Source organism: Nonomuraea cavernae (assembly GCF_040655715.1).
Classification (GTDB): domain Bacteria; phylum Actinomycetota; class Actinomycetes; order Streptosporangiales; family Streptosporangiaceae; genus Nonomuraea; species Nonomuraea cavernae_A.
In genome coordinates this window covers 45,943-61,556 of record NZ_JBFAKL010000029.1, presented here as the reverse complement: position 1 = coordinate 61,556, position 15,614 = coordinate 45,943, and the positions used below count along the sequence as shown (strand labels likewise).

Below are 15,614 nucleotides of genomic sequence, written 5' to 3'. Positions count from 1 at the left end.
GAATGGACGCAGGGCGACTTGCGCTCTCATTCCATCTTTTCTCGGGCCGGTGTCAAGCCTCCACAACGGTTGTGTTCGCTTCTCGGCAGGTCCTTTCGTGCGAAGCTGTTCCCATGCGCATCCAGCTCGCCCAGCGGACCGAGGCCGACGACCTGCTCGGCCGCAGTCCGTTCGCCCTCCTCGTCGGCATGCTGCTCGACCAGCAGATCCCGATGGAATGGGCGTTCACGGGGCCCCACACCATCTCCGAGCGGCTCGGACACGACCTCACGGCGGAGGAGATCGCCTCCTGCGACCCCGAGGCGTTCACCGCGCTGCTGGCCGCCAAACCCGCCGTTCACCGCTATCCCAAGTCGATGGCGGCACGGATCCAGCAGCTGGCCGCCTACCTCGTGGAGCACTACGACGGCAAGGCCGAGCGCGTCTGGACCGAGGCCGCCGACGGCAAAGACACGCTGAAGCGCCTGATGGATCTTCCGGGGTACGGCAAGCAGAAGGCCCAGATTTTTTTGGCATTGCTCGGCAAGCAATCGGGGTTCCAGCCGCCAGGATGGCGCGAGGCGGCAGGACCTTATGGCGAGGAGGGTTCTCTGCGTTCGGTCGCCGATGTGGTCGACGCCGAGACGCTGGGTCGCGTACGGGCCGCCAAGCAGGAGTCGAAGCGAGCGGCGCAGGCCAAGTAGCCTGATCTTGCTGCGCAATGTGGAGCGATTTTGACAGGATGCGTTGACCGTATGGCGGCCGGGGCTTCCGTCCGCGCCTGCCCATCGCCGATGATGTACTGCAGGATCCGGTCGCCCGGAGCTGCGCTACGCCGATACACAGTTATGGAGATGTGCCGCGTGGGAGACCCTGGCACGCGACGGAGGTGCCGACCATGAGCGCCGAGACCTCCGTTCCCCGTCCACGGGAGTCGGATGTGGACGTCTCAGACTCCGCCCTGTTCAAGGGCATGTTGTCGGAGGCTGAGTTCGCCTTCGCCTTCTTCGACGCCGATGGCCGCGTCCAGCGGGTCAACGACGTGTTCACCGACGTGGTCGGCGTGCCGGCCGAGCGGCTCGTGGGCCGGGTGCCGATCGAGTCCCTGGCGGCCGATCTCAGCCAGCTCATCACCCACGCCGTGCAGGGCGTCATCGAGAGTGACGCCCCCGTCACCGAGGGCCGCGTCCGGGTCCGCTCCGCCGAGGGCGACACCCGGCACTGGTCGCTGTCGTTCTCCCCGGTCCACGACGAGGCGGGCGAGCTGCGGGCCATCGCGCTGGTCGGGCTCGACGTGACCGAGAGCAGGCAGACCGAGGAAGACCTGCGCCGCAGCGAGGAGCGCTACCGCTCGCTGGTGGAGGCTCAGTCACAGCTCGTCTGGATCACCTCGCCCACCGGCGCCGTGGTCGAGGACGCGCCGCAGTGGCGTGCCATCACCGGCCAGGGGCTCGAGGAGTACCTCGCGCACGGCTGGCTGGACGTGGTCCATCCCGAGGAGCGCCAGCAGACCGAGGACGCCTGGAAGGAGGCGCTGCGCGGTCGCACCATGTTCGAGTGGAACTACCGGGTGCGCACCCGGGCCAGCGGCTACCGCCACTTCGAGGTGCGCGCCGTCCCGATCATCCGGCACGGCCGGGTCGTCGAGTGGGTGGGCGCCAACACCGACGTGACGCCGCAGCGTGAGGCCGAGGAGATGCGCGGCAGGCTGACCGACCAGCTCGGCGCCGCCGCCCTGCGCACGGCGCGGCTGCAGGGCGCCACCGCCATACTGGCCGAGGCGCTGACGGTCGAGCAGGTGGTGCAGGTCATCATCGACGTGGGCCGCACCGCTCTGGCCGCCGACCGTTCGGCGGTCGCGCTCCTCGATCCCGATCGGGCCGCGCTCAAGCTGATCAACGGCGAGGGCGTCCCCGAGGCGTCGGGCGCCTCGGGCGAGGAGATTCCGCTCTCCCACTCCAGCGTGATGACCATGGCCGTCAACAGCCGCCGGCCGGTGTTCGCCGAGTCGCCCGACAGCCTCCGGTCGCAGCTGCTCGACGCCGGTGGCGACGAGCAGGTGCTGGCCAACTACCTCGCCCACACCGACGAGCGGGCCTGGGTCGGTCTGCCGCTGCTCGCGGCGGGCCGGGCGCTGGGGGCGTTGCGCTTCTCGTTCACCCGGCCGCAGAAGATCTCCCAGGAGGACGGCGTCTTCCTGGAGGCACTGGCCGGGCAGTGCGCGCTGGCGGTCGAGCGGGCCACGCTCTTCGAGCGCGAGCACCGCACCGCCGAGACGCTCCAGCGTAGCCTGCTGCCCGACCGCCTGCCGGTGGTCAAGGGCCTCGAACTGGCCCAGCGCTTCCGCTCCGGCAGCCGTCACGTCCAGGTGGGCGGCGACTGGTACGACGCCTTCGTGTTGCAGGACGGCCGGGTCGCGGCGGTCGTGGGCGACGTCATGGGCAAGGGCGTCAAGGCCGCGGCCGGCATGGGCCGCATCCGCAACGCCATGCGGGCGCTGGCGCTGACCAATCCGCCGCCCGCCGCGGTGCTGACCGGTCTCGACCGGGTCTTCGACGCCACCGAGGAAGAAGAGCAGGTCACGACCCTGGCGTACATGGTGGTCGAGCCCGTCACCGGGGAGGGCACCCTCGCGCTCGCCGGTCACCCGCCGCCCGTCCTGGTCTCGCCGCAGGGCACGGCCATGCTCTGCGAGGCGCAGCCGGGCACCCCGCTCGGCTGGCCGACCAGCCGCCGTCAGTTCCGGTTCGTGGTGCCTCCGGGACACACCGCCGTGCTCTACTCCGACGGACTGGTGGAAAACCGGAAGCGTGGCTTGGACGCGGGACTCGCGGAAATTTGCAGTGTTGTGACCGAAGCGCCACCAGAGGTCGTCAGCAATCCACACATGTTGCTGGACTTTCTGGTTGATCGGATGTTGTCGGGATATGAACAGGATGATGACGTTACCGCCCTGGCCATCCACGTGCCGCCCGCCACGAAGAGTGACTGAATGAAACAGTCATAAGGGTTGCTTTCGGGTATCGGTGGCGCGCTTACGTACGCACTACTGTCCGGGTCAGCCTAGGGTGGAGGACAACCGCCGGGAGGTGGCCGTATGAAGTGCATGGTCGTGCCAGAATGCAGGGCAGGTCCGTAGCGGTTCGCACGGCCTCGCCGTTCTCCGAGAGAGGCAACAGCCCCCCAGCGGGCATCTGGGTCCATTGTCGCCACGCGTTCGTTCGAGAGGTGTTCGTGTCGCCTGCAAGTTCGACTCGCTCGAAGCCACAAGAGCTGAACGAGCCCGTCATTCAGCGACTGCTCGAGCGTGGGCGCTCGCAGGGTTTCCTCGAGTCTGAGGATGTCCGCCAGGCCTTCGAGGAGGCGGACATCCCCATGTCGCACGCCGCCGCGTTCTTGCGGAACCTCAGCAAAGAGGGCGTGACCGTGGTTGTGACCGCCGCGGATTCGGCTGCGCCGAAGAAGTCTCGTGGTCCAGCAAAGCGCCGCACCGCTGCCCCCGTCAAGACCAAGGCCGCAGCGGCCGCCAAAGAGCAGCAACCTGAGACCGTGACCGCGGTCGTCACCGCCGAAGCCGAGCCCGCGCCGAAGAAGCCGGCTCCCGCCAAGAAGGCCGCCCCGGCGGCCAAGAAGGCGGCACCGCCCGCCAAGAAGGCCAAGCCGGACAGTGCTGGGCCTGCCGAGACCAAGCCGAAGGATCCCGAGGCGGCCGACGACGAGGACATCGAGCTCGACGCCGACGTGGAGCTGGAGGACCTCGAGGACATCGTGGTCGTCGAGGAGGACGAGGTCGTCGCCGAGACCGAGACCGACGACGACACCGACGACGAGCCCAAGGCGGCCGAAGCCGCCGCGGTCGCCGCCACCGAGAAGAGTGAGGACGAAGTCCTCATCCTGTCCGACGACGACGATGACGCCCCGGTCGCGCAGGTCGCCGCCGCCGGCGCCACCGCCGACCCGGTCAAGGACTACCTCAAGCAGATCGGCAAGGTCCCCCTGCTCAACGCCGAGCAGGAGGTCGAGCTGGCCAAGCGCATCGAGGCCGGCCTGTTCGCCGAGGAGCAGCTGGGCGGCGGCGAGACCGACAGCCTGCCGGTCGACGTCCGGGCCGAGCTCGAATGGATCGCCGAAGACGGCCGCCGGGCGAAAAACCACCTGCTGGAGGCCAACCTCCGTCTCGTGGTCTCCCTGGCCAAGCGCTACACCGGTCGCGGCATGCTGTTCCTGGATCTGATCCAGGAGGGCAACCTCGGCCTGATCCGCGCGGTCGAGAAGTTCGACTACACCAAGGGCTACAAGTTCTCCACCTACGCCACGTGGTGGATCCGGCAGGCGATCACGCGTGCCATGGCCGACCAGGCGCGCACCATCCGCATCCCGGTCCACATGGTCGAAGTGATCAACAAGCTGGCCCGGGTCCAGCGGCAGATGCTGCAGGACCTCGGCCGCGAGCCCACGCCGGAAGAGCTGGCCCGTGAGCTGGACATGACCCCCGAGAAGGTGGTCGAGGTCCAGAAATACGGTCGCGAGCCGATCTCCCTGCACACCCCGCTGGGTGAGGAGGGCGACAGCGAGTTCGGTGACCTCATCGAGGACTCCGAGGCCATCGTGCCGGCCGACGCCGTCAGCTTCACGCTGCTGCAGGAGCAGCTGCACTCCGTTCTCGACACGTTGTCGGAACGCGAGGCGGGCGTCGTGTCGATGCGGTTCGGCCTCACCGACGGACAGCCGAAGACCCTGGACGAGATCGGCAAGGTCTACGGGGTGACGCGTGAGCGCATCCGGCAGATCGAGTCGAAGACGATGTCCAAGCTGCGCCACCCGTCGCGGTCCCAGGTGCTCCGCGACTACCTCGACTGAGTTTCTCAGCGCCTCATCGGGCCCCGCGCCGTTTCTCGGCGCGGGGCCCGATGTGCGTCAGGCGGTGTCCACGTCCAGGGTCCAGGGCCGGGTGGCCCGAGCCGGCTCGGTGAGGCGGCAGGTGTGGCCCAGGGCGTCAACGATCTTGGCGAACTCGGCGGGGGTCGCGGGATCGGCCCCGCTTTCGAGCAGGGCGCGGGCGATCTCGCCCCGTGTCGCCTTGGCCATGTGGCTGACGACCTTGCCGTCCCTGAAGACACGCACGGCCACCGACCGGTCTCCCGGCTGCCACGCGCCCGCGTAGGTCGCCGAGCGCAGGTCGACCACCAGACCGGGCAACCGGTCGAGCTGCTTGGACAGCAGGGGGCGCCAGAACGTGGCCAGGCCGCCCAGGGGAGGCAGGTTGACGCCCATCGACAGTCGGTAGGGCGGCACCTGGTCCGTGACCTTCAGTACACCCCACAGGCCCGAGAAGATGAGCACCGACTCTTCAGCCCGCCGCCGGGCATCGTCGTCGAGCGTGCCGAGGCCCAGGTTGTCGTAGAGGACGCCGGTGTAGAGCTCGGCGGCCGGTAGCGTGGCGGCGGTTCTGAGCGCCTGGTTTCTGATCAGCTCGCCTGCCAGGCCGGGCGTCAGCCCCAGCACGTCCAGGGCGTCCCGCCGCTTCGACGCCTTGATCAACGCGGTGAGCACCCGCTTGCGAGGCTTGTCGAGCGTGGGGAAGGACAGCTCGCCCACCGGCGGCCCGTTCCCTTCGAGCGCCTTGCCTTCGGACGGCGGCAACAGAATCAGCACGAGCCCACAGCCTATTGCCCCAGCCCAGCGCCTATGCCGCCGCCTCTGACCGCTCCTCGGGGTGGGGGCCGGGCCGTGCTGCGCGGGGTGGGGCCGTGCTGCGCGGGGTGGGGGCTAGGCTGCGCGAGGTGAACGTCGACCTCCTCGTCCACCAGGCCTGGCCCGCCTGGGAGCAGCATGTGCACGACGGCTGGATCCTGCGCCACGCCGGAGGCGTGACCAAGCGGGCCAACTCGGTGCTGCCGCTGGGCGCGCCCGCCGACCTCGGCGCCGCGATCGCGGCCGCCGAGAGCTACTACGCCGCCCGGGGACTGCCCTGTGTCTTCTCGATGGGGCAGGGCGCCGCCATCGGGCTCGACGCCGAGCTCGCGGCGAGGGGGTACGCGCTGGTCGACCCGACCGTGGTCATGGTGGGCACGGCGGGGCAGGCCTCTTCTCACGCTGCTCACGAGGTGCGGATCGAGGACGCTCCCTGGCCGGCGTGGCTGGAGACGTGGTGGGCCGTGGACGGCCGTTTCGGGGAGGGCATGGACACGGCAGAGCGCATCTGCACAGGAGTGCCCGCCTGGTATGCCGCGATCGAGGAGGACGGTGTGCCGGTCGCCGTCGGGCGAGGAGTGCCGCAGGGCGACACGTTCGGGATCTACTGCATGGCCACGCTGCCGGCGGCGCGTCGCCGTGGACTGGGCCGCAGCGTGCTGCGTGCCCTGATGCGGCGAGGCGGCGCGAACTCGGCCTACCTGGTCGTCACCGAGCCCAACGGGGCCGCCCAGGCTCTGTATCGGAGCGAGGGCTTCGGTGCGCGGGGTGGCTATCACTACCGGGTGCGGGCTGGCGATGACTCCCAGGTGCGGTGAAGCAGAACGGCGACCCCCGGCATGTCGGGATCGCCGTCCTTCTTCACGCGATATGTGGTTATCTCATCACGACCAGCGCCGATCAGCGCTAGTCGTTAGGGGCAATTATCGATGGTTCGCTGAGCCGAGCCGACTCGTCCAGGATGTCGGCGCCCTTGTCGCGCAACGCCGCGATGTGCTGACGCCCGTGGTGGGCGCAGAACAGCAGTTCCCCGCCCACGGGCAGGGTCGCGCGAATGTATGCCTGGGCGCCGCAACGGTCGCATCGGTCGAGGGCCGTCAGCGGCTTAACGGGGGCGAGAGCTCCAGTCACGTATCGCCTTTCGGGTCACCCTCGCCGGAGCGAGGATCTGGCGTCAGTCACTTGAGACAACATCTAACCGGACGTGGACGTTCCCAACCGCCGCACCAATACGCCGAGAGCAGAATGTGTCCGAAAGTAATGATGATCAGTCGCTTGGTAACGGCAAACATCACGACGTGGCAAGCTTGTACGCGTGCGTAGGGGAAGAACGGTAAGCTACGCACTGGTGTTCGAGCCTAAACCAGAGGAGCCGGAGTGACGCTAGTGGAGGCGGGTTACACGGCTCGTCACCTGTCGGTGCTGGAGGGCCTCGAAGCGGTCCGCAAGCGCCCGGGCATGTACATCGGGTCCACCGACAGTCGCGGGTTGATGCACTGCCTCTGGGAGATCGTGGACAACGGCGTCGACGAGGCGCTCGCGGGCCACTGCACCCGCATCGAGGTCGAGTTGCACACCGACGGCTCCATCGAGGTGCGCGACGACGGCCGGGGCATTCCGGTGGACGTCGAGCCCAAGAGCGGCCTGGCCGGGGTCGAGCTCGTCTATACCAAGCTTCATGCGGGCGGCAAGTTCGGCGGCGGTTCCTACGGCGCGTCCGGCGGCCTCCACGGCGTGGGCGCCTCCGTGGTCAACGCCCTGTCCTCGCGCCTCGACGTCGAGGTCGACCGTGACGGGCGGATCCACGAGATCAGCTTCCGGCGCGGCGTGCCGGGCGTGTTCGACGGCGACGGGCCGACCGCCAAGTTCAAGAAGAAGTCCGGCCTGCGCGACGGCGGCAAGCTGCCCAAGAGGGTCACCGGCACCCGGGTCCGTTTCTGGGCCGACAAGCAGATCTTCCTGCCCGACGCCGAGGTGTCGCTCGACGAGATCCACGTCAGGCTCCGCCAGACCGCCTTCCTGGTGCCCGGTCTCACCCTCGTGGTGATCGACAGCAGGCACGAGGAGCGCATCGAGGAGGAGTTCCGCTTCGACGGCGGCATCTCCGAGTTCACCGAGTTCCTGGCCCGCGACGAGGCCGTCTGCGACGTGCTCCGACTCCAGGGCGTCGGCCACTTCCACGAGACCGTGCCGGTTCTCGACGACCAGGGTCACATGACGCCGACCGAGGTGCAGCGCGAGCTCACCGTCGACGTGGCCGTGCGCTGGGGCAAGGGCTACGAGTCGACCATCCGCTCGTTCGTCAACGTGATCGCCACCCCCAAGGGCGGCACCCACCTCACCGGCTTCGAACGCGGCCTCGTCCGTACGATCAACGAGCAGTTGCGCGAAACCCGGCTGCTCAAGAACGGCGACGACCCGGTCACCAAGGAGGACATCCTTGAGGGCCTCACCGGGGTCGTCACCGTCCGGGTGCCGGAGCCGCAGTTCGAGGGCCAGACCAAGGAGGTGCTCGGCACCTCCGCGGCCACCCGCATCGTCTCCCACGTCGTCTCGCGCGAGCTCAAGGAGCTGTTCGCCAACCCGCCGCGCGGCTTCAAGCAGCCGCTCCGGGCCGCGCTGGAGAAGATCGTCGCCGCCGCCAAGGCCCGCATCGCGGCCCGCGAGCACCGCGACAACCAGCGCCGCAAGAGCGCGCTCGAAAACTCCGCCCTTCCCGCCAAGCTGGTCGACTGCCGCAGCGACGACGTCGACCGCAGCGAGCTGTTCATCGTCGAGGGCGACTCGGCGCTGGGCACGGCCAAGCTGGCCCGCGATTCGGAGTTCCAGGCGCTGCTGCCCATCCGGGGCAAGATCCTCAATGTCCAGAAGGCGTCCGTGAGCGACATGCTCAAGAACGCCGAGTGCGCCGCGATCATCCAGGTGGTCGGCGCCGGTTCGGGCCGCTCCTTCGACCTCGACGCGGCTCGCTACGGCAAGATCATCCTGATGGCCGACGCCGATGTCGACGGCGCCCACATCCGCTGCCTGCTGCTCACGCTGTTCCACCGCTACATGCGTCCCATGGTCGAGGCGGGCCGCGTGTTCGCCGCCGTGCCGCCCCTGCACCGGATCGAGCTCAGCAACCCGGGCAGGGGCAAGGAGAAATACATCTACTGCTACTCCGACGCGGAGTTGCACAAGGTGCTGCGCGGCCTGGAGCGCCGTGGCAAGCGCTGGAAGGAGCCCGTGCAGCGCTACAAGGGCTTGGGTGAGATGGACGCCGACCAGCTGGCCGAGACCACCATGGATCCTCGCCACCGCATTCTGCGCCGCGTCCGCATCGAGGACGCCGAAGGGGCCGAGAGCATCTTCAGCCTTCTCATGGGCAGCGAGGTGGCGCCCCGCCGCGAGTTCATCGTCAAGAGCGCCGCCGAGGTCGACCGCGACCACATCGACGCCTGACCGCGATCCGCCCCCCATCGACCCGAGATGTCCGGGCTGTTTGAGTCCGGTGGTGTCCGGGCTGTACGGGTCGATCGTCAGCGGTGGCTTCGCCCGGATCGCCGCTCCTGGTCGAGGCGTTGGGCATCGACCAGTCCGCGGCGAACGTCCGCACCGCTCAGCGTTGAGGGGGTGGGAAACTCGTTGCCTGGCCTGCCGGCGTGGCGCTCTTCGCCATGAGGATCATCGAATGTCACGGTCCGGGGTGTATGGAGGGGAAGTAAGCAAGCGCTTCCTCGGTGTCCGACTCATGATGTCCACAGGTGACCAGTCCACTTGCCGTGAAAGGGATCGAGGGCGAGTCAGGGGTGGGCGTGCCTTCACCTGGTGCGTGCGGCGATCGGGATCAGCCGCATAAGCAGGAAAATCCGACTTTGTCGGCCCGGTGCTCTAGTGTCCAGCACAGTTGATCAAGCCTGGCACATGGAGAGCACGGACATGACCTACCTGGAGCTGTCTGAAGACGGCGGCGGACCGCACAAGTTCTATGAGGTGACCGTGTCCGGCCCTCAGGTGACGATCACCTACGGGCGCATCGGCGAGAGCGGCCAGACGAAGATCACCAGTTTTCCTACCGAGGCGAAAGCCCAGGCGGCGGCCGCCAAGAAGATCGGTGAGAAGACCCGAAGGGGGTACGCGTCCGCCGTGCGGGGCGTTCGTCAGCGCAGGTCGGTCACGCGCAGGGCGATCGCCAGCACCCGTTCCACCGCCCAGCAGGCGCCGGTGCTGTGGAGCTTCGCCAGTGGCGCCTCCGCGTTCGGCATCTTCGTGGACGAGCAGCGCTGCTGGGTGGGCAACCAGCGCGGCGACGTCTACACCGTCACCCACGACGGGACCGTGACCAGCCGCTACCGTCTCCCGGACGGCGTCAAGTGCATCGTCGCCGACGACTTCTGGATCTACGCCGGCTGTGACGACGGCAAGGTGTACGACCTGACCGGCAAGGTCCCGCGGGCCGCGTACGAGATCGCCGCCGACGTGGACATCTACTGGCTCGACATCCACGACGGCATCCTCGGGGTCTCCGACCGGGCCGGACGCATCACCACGATCGACTACGAGGACGAGTTTCAGTGGGCGCGCACCGGCCGAGGCGACTCGGCCTGGATGGTCAGGTGCGACGAGGACGCCGTCTACCACGGCCACTCCGGAGGCGTGGCCCGCTACACCACCGAGGGCGCTCTCGTCTGGGAGAACCAGGGTGCCGGGGACGTGTTGTTCGGCTGGCAGGAGGAGCACTCCGTCTACGCCGGCACGGCCCGCAGCGCCGTGCACCGCCTGGCCAAGGGCGACGGCCGCGTCGAGGCGGTCTACCGCTGCGACGCGGCCGTCTATTCGTGCGCCACCTCGCCAGGCGGCCGGCACGTCTTCGCGGGCGACAGCCACTCCTCGATCTACTGCTTCGACGCTTCCGGCGAGCGCCTGTGGAAGCTCGGCACCGGCTGCGGTTCGGCTTTCTCCATGCAGTATCTCGACGAACGCCTCTACATCGTCACCACCGACGGCTCACTGGCGTGCGTCGATGCGAGCGAGGCGGCGATCGCGGCGGCCCGCACCGGCACCGTCCCGCAGCGGGTGGACGTGAAGGCGGCGGCGTCGCTCGCCGTGGTGGAGCCGTCGGTCGTGGTGGAGACGACCACGTATACCGGCGACGGCGTGGTCGTGGAATGCGTGCGCGAGGGCGAGCGGCTGCGCGTGCACGTGCTGAGCCCCGGCTACGAGTCGTGGAACGTGCAGTTCCCCAAGGACATTCGCGAACCGGGCGCCCGCTACCTCGTCGAAGGCGTCCGCTCTGCCGCGCGGGGCGGCTTCTACCGGGCCTACGGCGAGATCAAACGCCTCCTGTGACGGGAGCGTGTCCGCCTCCGGCCGGGATCCCCGCCACGAGGAGCCGGTCAGGGGGCATCTCCGGACGGCTCAGCCGCCGGGCGGCCGGAGTTCTCGGTCGGGTGCTTGTGGCGTGGTGAAACGCTCTCGGTAGGCCGTAGGCGTGACGCCGAAGCGTTGCTTGAACACCCGGTGGAGCGTCTCGACCGAGCCGAGACCGACCGAGTTCGCGACGGTCCGGAGGCCGTTGCCGGTGTGGAGCAGGTGCCGCGCCGGGGCATCCACACGGACCGACTCGACGTACTCCGCAGGCGTGACCCCGACCTGCTGGCGGAAGAGCCGTGAGAAGTGACGGACGCTGAGGTTGGTCCGGCGCGCGAGCGCCTCGTTGGACAGATCCTCGGTGAGGTGGTCCGGGATCCAGGCCTGCAGGCGCGCGATCCCGGCGTCGGTGGCCGAGGAGCGCGCGAGGAACTCGCTGAACTGGCTCTGACCACCTGGCCGCCGCACGTACATGACAAGCCACCGGGCGACTCGACGGGCCAACTCGGCATCATGATCCTCGGCGACCAGGGCGAGCGCGAGATCTATGCCCGTGGACACGCCCGCTGACGTCCAGATGTGCTCGTCTCGCACGAAGATCGCGTCGGGTTCGACGACCACCTCGGGATGATCGACGGCGAGCTGTGCCGCCGTCGCCCAATGCGTCGTCGCCCGGCGCCCGTCGAGCAGCCCGGCGGCCGCGAGCATGTGAGCCCCGGCGCAGACCGACACGATCCTCGGCGCACCGCGACCGGCGACCGACACCCACCAAGGCGAGGATGAGTTCGCGCGCACCGGGGCCGACCTCGCGTGCCGCTTCCTCGAAGCGCGCGGATGGGACCTGGACCGGATTCACCTGGTTGAGGAGGCGATCCTGCGGCACACCAACCTCGTCGCCGAGGAGGTTCCCGTGCACCGGCTGGTCCAGGCGGGAGCCGCCGTGGACGTCGCCGGGCTCGGCCACGAACGGCTCGAGCCAGAAACTCTCGCCGGCATCCTGAAGACCTATCCGCGTCTCGACTTCGTGTCGAGCATGCGCAGCCGTTTCCTCGACGAGGCCCGTCGGCACCCGGAGGGCGCCTTCGCCCATCTCGAGCGGGTTGTTCCGCTCTCCGATCGATTCGGCGTCAACCCGATCGACGGACCGGAGGGGTAGCCAAAGCCGGCAGATAGGGGACTACGTCGCCATCGTGATCACGCGCGCGTCGATGACGTTTCGCGCAGACCTCTCCTGAGCGTCGAGAAGCTCGTCGCCGTGCTCGTTCGCCCAGTGTCCGAGAGCCTTCATCGGGCCGTCGACCAAGCTCTGGCCCAGGCCGGTCAGGGTGTATTCGACACGCGGCGGGGCTTCGGCATGTGCTCGGCGGTCGATCAGCCCGTTGGCGAGCAGGCGATGCAACGCCTGCGTCAACACCTTGTCGCTGACGCCGCCGATGGCGTCGCGCAGCTCGCGCCGCCGGCGCGACCCAGAGGCAAGAGCCACCAGGACCACAGGATCCCACGTGTGGGCGAACAGATCGGTGGCCGCACGCACACGGCAGTCCGCCACGAACTTGTCTCGATCCACGTCCCGATCGCTCCTCTCGCCGACCATCATCGCCTCCGTGTTACGCACCGATCGGTGCGTAACGTCTTCTCTACCGTAGCCACCGGATGATCATCACTTGGGAGGAGATGCGGATGCGCATCGGGATTTTGGGCACGGGAACGCTGGCGGCGGCACTGGGCGAGGGCTGGGCGCGCGCCGGACATGAGCTGGCCGTCGCCGGGCGATCCCCGGCGAAGGCGCAGGAACTCGCTGATCGACTGGAGCGCAGAGCGCGCGCCCTCACGCCGCGCCAAGCGGTCGTGGATCGCGACGCCGTGCTGCTCGCGGTGTCCTGGCAGGGCGCCGAGGACATGCTGCGCAGCGCGGGCGCGGCTGACGGCTCCCTGGAGGGAACGGCGTTGATCGACCCGACGAACGCCGTCGAGCACGGCGTGGGTGTGGTGCTCACCGGCCCCGGCGAGGCGATGGCGCAGCGGATCGCCCGGTTGTCTCCGGGAGCGCACGTCGTGAAGGCCTTCCACTTGTTCCCGTCCGATCACTGGACGCGGTCTCGTGCCGGCGGCGAAGACCCTGTCACGGTGGCGATGTGCGGTGACGATCCGCACGCGTTGCACGTCGTCGGCGAACTGGTCCGTGATCTCGGCGCGGCCCCGGCCGTGCTGGGGTCGCTGGATCGTGTTCGTCAACTGGAGGAGGTCGCGGGTTTCGCCATCGGGCTGGCCTTCGCCGGCACCGACCCCAACTCCGCCATCCCACGCCTCCCACCAGCAGCGGCTGCGTGACACCCATGACGTGAACTCCCGCCGAGCGTAGGTCGCCACGCATGGTCGATCACCTGCGCCGGGCGTTCATCAGCCGTGCCGGCGACCGTTCCACCGCCGGGCCGGCACCTCGAACCCGGTCTGGCGGGCGTACTCGCCGCGATCTTGAGGCTTCCGCTACAGATGGCTTCCGCTACAGATAGATGGAGACTTGAGCGGCGAAGTCGTCGGAGGTCACGATAGGCACGCCGAGCGCCTCAGCCTTCGCTCGCTTGGATCCCGCGCCTCCCCCCGCCACCAGGAGACTGGTTCTGGCTGAGACGCTGGAGGACGCCCGGCCGCCGGCTCGTTCGATGAGTTCGTTCATCTCATTGCGCGACAGGGCTGCCAGCTTTCCGGTCATCGCACCGGTAACGACGACGGACATACCGGCAAGAGGCAGTTGTGTGTCGGTGACCACGACGGTGGCGTCGCTGCTCGCGGCACTGGGTGTGACGCCCGGCTCCGTCATGTGCACCCCGGCCTTGACCAGCTTGTCGATCAACGGCGCGACTTCGATCAGCTCGGCCACCACCATGGGCGCCTTCTCCGGGCCCATGCCCTCGACTTGCTGAATCGCCTCGGCGTCGGCCGCGCGGACGGCGTCCATGGTGGCGAAGTGGCGGGCGATGCGGCGGCTCATGGAACGGCCGGTGCCGCGCACACCGAGCGCCGCGAACACCCGGCTGAGCGGCCGGGACTTGGCCTGCTCGATGGCGGCCAGCAGGTTGTCGCTGCTGGTCTCGCCCATCCGCTCCAGCCCCAGCAACTGCTCACGGGTGAGGAAGAACAGGTCAGCGAAGTCCGTGATCAGACCGGCGTCGAGCATCTGCCTGATGCGGTTCTCCGCCAGGCCCTCGATGTCGAGCTGGTCGCGGCCGGCCGCGTAGACGATGGAGGCGATCGCGCGGCATGCCCGGCCGCGTACGCATCGCCACCGCTCCTGGGAGGCGTCGATGGCGTCACCGCAGGACGGGCAGACCTCCGGGATGGGGATCGGCTGCTCCTCGCCGGTGCGCAGGTGCACCACGGGAGCCTCCACCCGCGGAATCACGTCTCCGGCCTTGTAGACGACGACGCTGTCGCCGAGCATCAGGCCGCGCCGGGCGATGTCGGCCGCGTTGTGCAAGGTGGCGTATGTGACGACGCTGCCGTCGAGCTCGACCGGCTCCAGCACGGCGCGTGGAGCGATGATGCCGGTGCGGCCGGTGTTCCACTCCACAGCGAGCAGCCGAGTGACCTTCTCGACCGGTGGCAGCTTGAAGGCCACCGCCCACCGTGGTGCCCGGGAGCTGAACCCCGCCTGTGCCTGGTCGGCGGCCAGATCGCATTTGATCACGATGCCGTCGATGCCGAACGGCAGTCCGGCACGGATCGCGGCGATCTCGCCGACGCGCTCCTGCACCCGCTCCAGCGTCTCGGCCACGAGGCCGGCGACAGGCGTGGCGGCCGTGGTTTGCACGCCCTGCGTGGCGACCCAGTCCATGATCTCGCTGTGCGGCAGCTCGCGCAGCCGCACCGCCGGCTCGGAGGCGTCGTCGGGCGGCGGAAGCACGCCGTAGCCGAAGAACGTCAGCTCGCACACGTAGGGCCGGTCCTGCGCACGCAACGTGCCCGCGGCGGCGCTGCGCGGGTTGGCGAACGTCGTGCCGTCGTGCGCCTGCCGCTTGGCGCACGCGTCCTCGAATTGCGAGGCCGTCATCATCACCTCGCCCCGCAGCTCCACCGTGACCGCGTCGGCCAGCCGGTCGGGTAGGCCGATGATGGTGCCGATGGCGTGCGAGACGTCCTCGCCCTCGCTGCCATTGCCCCGCGTGACCAACTGCGTCAAGCGGCCGTGCCGGTAGCGGGCCGAGATCGCCAACCCGTCCAGCTTGGGCTCCACGCTCCACGCCGTGACCGGGCGGCCGAGCCTGCGCTCCAGCGAGGCCGCCCAGTCTGCCAGCTGCTCGGGGCCGAAGACGTTGTCCAAGCTGAGCATGGGCACCGTGTGCGGCACGTCGCCCGCGACCGCGCCCCCGGCGACCTTGCCGGTGGGCGAGCCGGGCAGCACCTGGTCGGGGTGGGCCCGCTCGTAGGCCTCGATGCCGCGCATCAGCCGGTCGTAGGCGTCGTCGTCGAGCGGCGAGTCACCGCTGCCGTAGTAGGCGGCGTTGGCGTCGACGGCGAGCTGGACGGCCGCGGCGTAGGCGGCCTGGTCGTCGAGCGGGGTGAGCGGAGGTGCCTCGGTCATGGTCACA

General features: G+C 69.1%; 13 protein-coding genes. 8 read left to right on the top strand and 5 right to left on the bottom strand.

Features of this window, described 5'->3' with window-relative positions:
* Positions 1-113 precede the first annotated feature (113 nt).
* The 3 genes from AB0I38_RS32735 (at position 114) to AB0I38_RS32725 (ending at position 4,839) form a co-directional block, all read left to right on the top strand.
* Complete coding sequence (locus AB0I38_RS32735) at positions 114-683, top strand: HhH-GPD-type base excision DNA repair protein (RefSeq protein ID WP_358488967.1); 570 nt, start codon at positions 114-116, stop codon at positions 681-683.
* A gap of 194 nt (positions 684-877) precedes the next feature.
* Positions 878-2,971, top strand: coding sequence for a SpoIIE family protein phosphatase (locus AB0I38_RS32730; protein ID WP_358488963.1), 2,094 nt, complete (start codon positions 878-880; stop codon positions 2,969-2,971).
* Between the two features lie 242 nt (positions 2,972-3,213).
* On the top strand, positions 3,214-4,839 hold the full coding sequence (locus AB0I38_RS32725; RefSeq protein WP_358488957.1) for an RNA polymerase sigma factor: 1,626 nt from the start codon (positions 3,214-3,216) through the stop codon (positions 4,837-4,839).
* Positions 4,840-4,896: 57 nt separating this feature from the next.
* Here the strand turns inward: AB0I38_RS32725 and AB0I38_RS32720 are convergent, their stop codons facing one another.
* Positions 4,897-5,634 carry a YaaA family protein gene (locus AB0I38_RS32720; protein ID WP_358488953.1) on the bottom strand — a complete coding sequence of 246 codons (738 nt, stop codon included), beginning with the start codon at positions 5,632-5,634 and terminating at the stop codon, positions 4,897-4,899.
* Between the two features lie 128 nt (positions 5,635-5,762).
* On the opposite strand from AB0I38_RS32720, the gene AB0I38_RS32715 reads away from it, so the two are divergent.
* Positions 5,763-6,491: a GNAT family N-acetyltransferase gene (locus AB0I38_RS32715; RefSeq protein ID WP_358488948.1), complete on the top strand. Its 729-nt coding sequence runs from the start codon at positions 5,763-5,765 to the stop codon at positions 6,489-6,491.
* Positions 6,492-6,579: 88 nt separating this feature from the next.
* Here AB0I38_RS32715 and AB0I38_RS32710 read toward each other — a convergent pair whose 3' ends face one another.
* Positions 6,580-6,804, bottom strand: a complete 225-nt coding sequence (locus AB0I38_RS32710; protein WP_189127209.1) for a DUF7455 domain-containing protein — start codon at positions 6,802-6,804, stop codon at positions 6,580-6,582.
* A 246-nt stretch (positions 6,805-7,050) separates the two neighbouring features.
* Here AB0I38_RS32710 and AB0I38_RS32705 point away from each other — a divergent pair, with 246 nt between their 5' ends.
* Positions 7,051-9,117, top strand: coding sequence for a DNA gyrase/topoisomerase IV subunit B (locus tag AB0I38_RS32705; RefSeq protein ID WP_358488941.1), 2,067 nt, complete (start codon positions 7,051-7,053; stop codon positions 9,115-9,117).
* A 462-nt stretch (positions 9,118-9,579) separates the two neighbouring features.
* Positions 9,580-11,004 (top strand): WGR domain-containing protein, encoded by a 1,425-nt coding sequence (locus AB0I38_RS32700; RefSeq protein WP_358488931.1) that lies wholly within the window; start codon positions 9,580-9,582, stop codon positions 11,002-11,004.
* A 69-nt stretch (positions 11,005-11,073) separates the two neighbouring features.
* On the opposite strand, the gene AB0I38_RS32695 is transcribed toward AB0I38_RS32700, so the two are convergent.
* Entirely contained in the window at positions 11,074-11,790 is a 717-nt protein-coding gene (locus AB0I38_RS32695; protein WP_358488926.1) for a GlxA family transcriptional regulator, read from the bottom strand.
* Positions 11,791-11,935: 145 nt separating this feature from the next.
* Here AB0I38_RS32695 and AB0I38_RS32690 point away from each other — a divergent pair, with 145 nt between their 5' ends.
* On the top strand, positions 11,936-12,181 hold the full coding sequence (locus tag AB0I38_RS32690; RefSeq protein ID WP_358488921.1) for a hypothetical protein: 246 nt from the start codon (positions 11,936-11,938) through the stop codon (positions 12,179-12,181).
* Positions 12,182-12,202: 21 nt separating this feature from the next.
* Here AB0I38_RS32690 and AB0I38_RS32685 read toward each other — a convergent pair whose 3' ends face one another.
* Positions 12,203-12,640 (bottom strand): winged helix-turn-helix transcriptional regulator, encoded by a 438-nt coding sequence (locus AB0I38_RS32685; RefSeq protein ID WP_358488915.1) that lies wholly within the window; start codon positions 12,638-12,640, stop codon positions 12,203-12,205.
* Positions 12,641-12,705: 65 nt separating this feature from the next.
* Between AB0I38_RS32685 and AB0I38_RS32680 the strand changes: the two genes are divergently transcribed.
* Positions 12,706-13,356: an NADPH-dependent F420 reductase gene (locus tag AB0I38_RS32680; protein ID WP_358488907.1), complete on the top strand. Its 651-nt coding sequence runs from the start codon at positions 12,706-12,708 to the stop codon at positions 13,354-13,356.
* Between the two features lie 172 nt (positions 13,357-13,528).
* Here the strand turns inward: AB0I38_RS32680 and ligA are convergent, their stop codons facing one another.
* On the bottom strand, positions 13,529-15,607 hold the full coding sequence (gene ligA, locus AB0I38_RS32675; RefSeq protein WP_358488902.1) for an NAD-dependent DNA ligase LigA: 2,079 nt from the start codon (positions 15,605-15,607) through the stop codon (positions 13,529-13,531).
* Between the last annotated feature and the right edge of the window lie 7 nt (positions 15,608-15,614).

Coding starts and splice junctions, on each gene's coding strand:
- AB0I38_RS32735 (WP_358488967.1), top strand. CDS start 114: ATGCGCATCCAGCTCGCCCAGCGGACCGAGGCCGACGACCTGCTCGGC.
- AB0I38_RS32730 (WP_358488963.1), top strand. CDS start 878: ATGAGCGCCGAGACCTCCGTTCCCCGTCCACGGGAGTCGGATGTGGAC.
- AB0I38_RS32700 (WP_358488931.1), top strand. CDS start 9,580: ATGGAGAGCACGGACATGACCTACCTGGAGCTGTCTGAAGACGGCGGC.
- AB0I38_RS32680 (WP_358488907.1), top strand. CDS start 12,706: ATGCGCATCGGGATTTTGGGCACGGGAACGCTGGCGGCGGCACTGGGC.
- ligA (WP_358488902.1), bottom strand. CDS start 15,607: ATGACCGAGGCACCTCCGCTCACCCCGCTCGACGACCAGGCCGCCTAC.